4 protein-coding genes are annotated in these 5,490 nt (G+C 67.3%); 3 read left to right on the top strand and 1 reads right to left on the bottom strand.

The window, feature by feature from the left end; all coding sequences use genetic code 11:
* The first annotated feature begins 18 nt into the window (after window positions 1-18).
* A complete protein-coding gene (locus tag MJ785_RS04565; protein WP_239380073.1) occupies window positions 19-1,638 on the top strand; it encodes a fibronectin type III domain-containing protein in 1,620 nt (539 codons plus the stop codon).
* Between the two features lie 105 nt (window positions 1,639-1,743).
* Here MJ785_RS04565 and MJ785_RS04560 read toward each other — a convergent pair whose 3' ends face one another.
* Window positions 1,744-1,905, bottom strand: a complete 162-nt coding sequence (locus tag MJ785_RS04560) for a hypothetical protein (RefSeq protein ID WP_239346448.1) — start codon at window positions 1,903-1,905, stop codon at window positions 1,744-1,746.
* Between the two features lie 116 nt (window positions 1,906-2,021).
* Between MJ785_RS04560 and MJ785_RS04555 the strand changes: the two genes are divergently transcribed.
* Together MJ785_RS04555 and MJ785_RS04550 are read left to right on the top strand one after the other, a co-directional pair.
* On the top strand, window positions 2,022-3,701 hold the full coding sequence (locus MJ785_RS04555) for an alkaline phosphatase PhoX (RefSeq protein ID WP_239380072.1): 1,680 nt from the start codon (window positions 2,022-2,024) through the stop codon (window positions 3,699-3,701).
* A 294-nt stretch (window positions 3,702-3,995) separates the two neighbouring features.
* A partial coding sequence (locus MJ785_RS04550) for an MFS transporter (RefSeq protein ID WP_239380071.1) occupies window positions 3,996-5,490 on the top strand: 1,495 nt, incomplete at its 3' end.

Raw genomic sequence — 5,490 nt, 5'->3', positions numbered from 1 at the left:
CAACGGGGAGGAATCCGCATGAACGAGGAACCTGCCATAGCTGGATCACGGCCGGCGCTGGGGCGCCGTGCGCTGCTGCGTGCCGCCGGGGTGGCGGGTCTCACCGCCGCCGCGGTGCCGTTGCTGGAACGTCCGGGCGTCGCGGCCGAGCTGGTGCGTCAGCCCGCGGTCGCGGGAGCGCCGTCCCCCGAACAGCTGCATGTCCAGTTCGGCGCGGATGCGGCCAGCCAGATCACGGTGTCGTGGGCGACGCCGGAGAAGGTGAGCAGGCCCCGGCTGCGGCTGGGGCGCAGGGGCGCCGGTTTCGGGACGAACGTTGACGCCGAGGAGCGTGTCTACGTCGAGGCGCTTACCGGGCAGACGGTCTGGACCTACCACGCCGAACTCGATCGGCTGCCATCCGACACCGATTTCACCTACCAGGTCTACCACCGTGGCGGCTCGCCGCTGGCCGGCACCTTCCGGACCGCGCCACGCGGACGCAGGCGGTTCCGCTTCACCAGCTTCGGTGACCAGGCGATACCAGCGCCGGTGGGACAGGGCCTCGGCCCGTCGTCGGTGAACTCCGGCTACATTGTGGACGCGGTCGAGACGCTCGACCCGTTGTTCCATCTCGTCAACGGCGACCTGTGCTACGCGAACGTCAGCGACGACCCGGTGGCGACCTGGCGCAGCTTCTTCAACAACAACATGCGGTCCGCGCGCAACCGGCCCTGGATGCCGTGCGCGGGCAACCACGAGAACGAGGTTGGCAACGGCCCGCAGGGCTATCTCGCCTACCAGACCCGGTTCGGCCTGCCGGGCAATGGTTCGGACGTGCCCGACTTCGCCGGCAACTGGTACGCCTTCACCGTCGGCTCGGTCCGGATCATCTCGCTCAACAACGACGACGTGTGCCTGCAGGACGGCGGTTTCAGCGGCTACCGCCGTGACCACGTCCCGAACTACGCGAGCAGTGGCTTTGACCCCTACATCCACGGTTACAGCCACGGCAAGCAGCGGGCCTGGCTCGAACGGACGCTGGCGGCGGCGCGGCACGACCATGACATCGACTGGATCGTGGTGTTCATGCACCAGGTCGCGATGTCCTCCGCGCACTTCAACGGCGCGGATCTCGGCATTCGCCGGGAGCTCCTGCCGTTGTTCGACCAGTACGGCGTCGATCTGGTGCTCGCTGGCCACGAGCACCACTTCGAACGCACCTTCCCCGTGCGTGGGACCCTGCCCGGCAGCTCACTGCTCACGCCCGCCCCGCAGGCCGACGACGCGAAGGTCATCGACACGACCCGCGGGACCGTACATATGATCATCGGTGGCGGTGGGCATTCCTTTGCCACGCCGGCCACCGCGTTCGACGCGCCCCAGGACGGCGTCGTGATCTACGATGTCGCCGCTGGCGACCCGACGACGCAGCGCAGGGCGCTCACCACGACCGAACCCGCGCCGTGGTCGGCCTACCGTGATCTCGCCACTCCGTACGGTTTCGCCTCGTTCGACGTCGAGCCCGACGCGCCCGGCGGAAAGACGACCATCACCGTCAGGCACTACGGCGCCGCCGCGGGTTCGTCCAGCTACACCGAGCTCGACAGCTTCACCCTGGTACGCCCACGCGCCCACCAGCACTGGGCGGGTCGGTAAAAAACAGGCAGGCGGGTCCGCCGAGGACGGGGCAGCCGAGGACGGGGCATCGGGAGCCGGCCGGCCCCATCCTCGGCTGATCGTCAGGGGCGAGCACAGGACACCTCACAGGTGATCGTGGTGCCGGTCACCGCCGCTCACGGCGCGCGCCGGGTCGCTTGTGCTGGCCTCGCCCGTCTCGATATGGCCCGCCAGGCGACGGCGGCCGTGGGCCTGTTTTCCGCTGGCGTTCGCCAGCGTTCGGTGGCTGTCGGCCCGTTCGGCCATCCAATGTTCACAAGCAGGATTCGCGTTGGCTGGACAACCGCGTACCAGTCGTTGCCCGCACCCGTTTGTATCCCCCCGGAGGTGCCCGATGTGTGGTGCCAGGGGGAAGGATGCAAATGCCAGTGAGGACCAAACGCTCCCGGGTCGCGGTTGTTGCGGGTGGGGTGGCCGGCGCCGCTGTGCTGGGCGGGCTGGTGCTGGGCACGACCGCGCAAGCGGAGTCGGGCACTACCGCCGCGCTCGGGCTGACCCCCGTGTTGACCGCGAACGCCAAGGTTCCCAACGTGCCGGTGGCCCATGCGCTTTCGGCGGAGCTGTCCGAGATCGCCGTCGCCCAGGGTTCGAACAGACTGGAAAACGGGACACCCGAGGTGCCGTACTACGGCTATGACGGTAACTCCGCGAACCTGCTGCCCGCACCGGGGGACGTACAGAGCACGGCGCACAACGTCGAGGCCAGCAAGACCGAGCCGGACAAGAACACCTACCTGCGCCTGACCGGTCAGCACGGCGCCGACCCGAGCTACGACTACGGGACGCACTTCCTGTTCCAGGGGCACGAGGGCGGAAAGCCCGGCTACATCACCCGCGTCAACCTCGACGCCGACGCGGCCCACCGGGTCACCCTGCTCGCCACGACGGACGTCGCGGGTAAGGCATTGCCGGACTTCGACGGTTCCACCTGGGATCCGTGGGCACAGCGGCTGCTGTTCACCGCGGAGGCCGGCGCGAACGGCGGTGTCTGGCAGGCCACGCCGGACATCGCCTCGAAGGTCGAGGACATCTCCACCGTCCTGGGCCGCGGTGGGTACGAAGGCATCCAGAACGACTCCGCCGGCAACCTGTGGCTCGTTGAGGACGTCGGCGGCACGACGATTCCCGGCAGGTTCACCAAGCTGCCGAACAGTTTCGTCTACCGGTTCGTGCCGGTGGACACCGCCGACCTCACCAAGGGCGGCAAGCTCCAGGCCCTCCAGGTGATCTCGACGGGTACCGGTAAGCCGATCACCTTCCAGCCGATCGACGCCGACCACCCGGACGGCAACGCCTTCAGCCAGGACACCAAGGATCTGCACACCTACGGCAATGTCTTCGACACCCACTGGGTGACGATTCACGACACCGCGACCGACCCCAGCGGGGTGGCGTTCGACGCGAACGCGGCGGCCAAGAAGGCTGGCGCGACCCCGTTCAAGCGGCCCGAGAACGGCCAGTTCCGCCCGGGCTCGGACTTCCGTGAGTTCTACTTCGACGAGACCGGCGACACCGACGCGCGTTCGGTCGCGAACGCCGAATACGGCGGCTGGGGCTCGGTGCTGAAACTCACCCAGACCAGCGCGACCGCCAACAACGGCAAACTCACTCTGTTCTACAAGGGCGACCAGGTGCACACCGGGTTCGACAATGTCGCGTTCCTCGACCACAACCACGTCGCGTTTGTCGAGGACGCCGGGGATACCTTGCATACCCAGCGTAACGCGCTCGATTCCGGTTACCTGTTCGACGTGTGGCACAACTACGCGGACGGTCAGCAGCCGCTGCGGTTCCTCGCGGAGGGGCGTGACCCGTCGGCCACGATAGACTCCGGCCTCGGTTCGATCAGTGGCAGCGGATTCCAGAACGACGGGGACAACGAGCTCACGGGGATCCATGTTTCCGACGGGGACCCGAGTATTCGCGGCATCCTCGGTGCCCGGGTACCGGACGCCTTCAACAAGAACTGGCGGGTGTTCTACACCGCCCAGCACGGTGACAACGTGACCTGGGAGATCGTGCGTTCGCAGACCAGGCGGTAATCGTCCGGCGCGGGTCCGTGCGGCAGAGACCGCAGCAGCAGGGAGGGATCGACACGGTGGGCCCTGACCGGTCGCTGGCCCCGGCCGGTCAGGGGCTGCGTTCCCGCCGCGAGCCCGGCGGCGAGCGGGAACCTGTCCGGCTCCCTGATCGAACGACGGCTTCCGGCACACGCCATAGCGCGTCAGCGCAACGATCGCGGCTGGCTCGGTGCCGACAACAGCCATTATCTTAATAATTATAATATTTAGATATTAAAATCATTTTTTTGTAATTAATGTTATAGTAATGGTCCTATGAGCGAACTTATCGTTCCAGCTTCGGCCATGCGCTCATACCGACGGTGGCTCCCCCTTCTCGTCGTCCTGACGGCCCAACTTATGATCATTCTTGACTCCAGTGTGGTGAATGTTGCACTGCCCGTCATCCAGCATGATCTGGGAATCAGCCAGGCCAGCCTTACCTGGGTCATCAACGGTTATTTGATCAGCTATGGCAGCTTCCTTCTCGTCGCCGGCCGGTTGGGCGATCTCGTTGGGCGCAAGAAGGTCTTCCTCGGCGGCGTCGCGCTGTTCACCGCGGCCTCGGCCGCCTGCGGGCTTGCCAGCGATCAGACGGTCCTCATCGTCGCCCGCTTCGCGCAGGGCCTGGGTGGAGCGCTCGCGTCGGCGACCGTTCTCGCGTTCATCGTCACCGACTTCCCGCAGCCGCGTGAGCGCGCTCGGGCGATGAGCACCTACCTGCTCGTCACCGTCGGCGGCGGCTCGCTCGGTCTGCTGCTCGGCGGCGTGCTCACGCGGGCCCTGGGATGGCACTGGATTTTCGTTATCAACATCCCGATCGGCGTTCTCGCGCTACTGGCGGGCGCCGCTCTCATCACCGAACGTTCCGGTTCCGGCCTGCGCCGGGGGGTTGACGCGGCGGGTGCCATCCTGGTCACCACGGCGGCGCTGGCCGGTATCGACGCGATCGTGCGGGCATCCGAGCATGGCTGGCTGTCGACGTACACGCTCGGGCTCGGCGCGGTCTCGGTCACACTGCTCGCCGCGTTCGGTTTCCGTGAGTCACACACACCGAACCCGCTCGTTCCGCCGCGGATCCTGCGACTGCGTAGCCTCGTCGGCTCGAGCGCCGTACGCGCGGTCGTGATGGCCGGCATGTACGGGGTGTTCTTCTTCGGCGCGCTGTACCTGGAAGAGGTCCTCGGGTACGACGCGATCCGCACTGGGCTGGCGTTCCTGCCGCAAACCCTCGCAATAGCCGCGCTCTCCTTCGGCATCACCACCCGGCTGGTGTCCCGCTTCGGCCCCAAACAGGTCCTCCTCGGGGGGCTGGCCGTCATGCTCTCGGGCCTGCTGCTCTTCGCTCAGGGAGGCGACGGCGAGCACGTCCATTATTTCCCGACGCTCTTCGTTTCCTTCACCCTTGTCGGGCTCGGGGCCGGCGCGGCGTTCATGCCGTTGCTGACCATGGCCGTTGCCGACGTCGCACCCGCCGACGCCGGTCTGGCCTCGGGGATCGTCAACGTCTCCATGCAGATCTCGGCAGCGGTCGGCCTCGCGGCACTGGGGACGTTGTCCACCAAGCGGACCGCCACGCTTGTGGCGGAAGGCCGTACCCAGATCGCGGCGCTCGCCGGTGGTTGCCGTCTCGGGTTGCTCGTCGGCGCCGGATGCGTGGCCTTTGGCCTGCTGCTGGCCGCCGCGGTACTGCACCCTGGGCGGGCCAGCGCGGAGCCGGTGGCTGTTCCCAAGCAGCTGGCGGACGAAGCCGGTCTGGCCGAGCCGTCGG

This window comes from Protofrankia sp. CiT1 (genome assembly GCF_917627335.1).
GTDB lineage: Bacteria > Actinomycetota > Actinomycetes > Frankiales > Frankiaceae > Protofrankia.
Note: the sequence above shows the minus strand (reverse complement) of the source record. Positions and strands in the feature narration are given on the sequence as shown.

What these genes read in the sequence shown, in the direction of transcription:
- MJ785_RS04565 (WP_239380073.1), top strand. Translation starts at nt 19, where the DNA reads ATGAACGAGGAACCTGCCATAGCTGGATCACGGCCGGCGCTGGGGCGC.
- MJ785_RS04560 (WP_239346448.1), bottom strand. Translation starts at nt 1,905, where the DNA reads ATGGCCGAACGGGCCGACAGCCACCGAACGCTGGCGAACGCCAGCGGA.
- MJ785_RS04555 (WP_239380072.1), top strand. Translation starts at nt 2,022, where the DNA reads ATGCCAGTGAGGACCAAACGCTCCCGGGTCGCGGTTGTTGCGGGTGGG.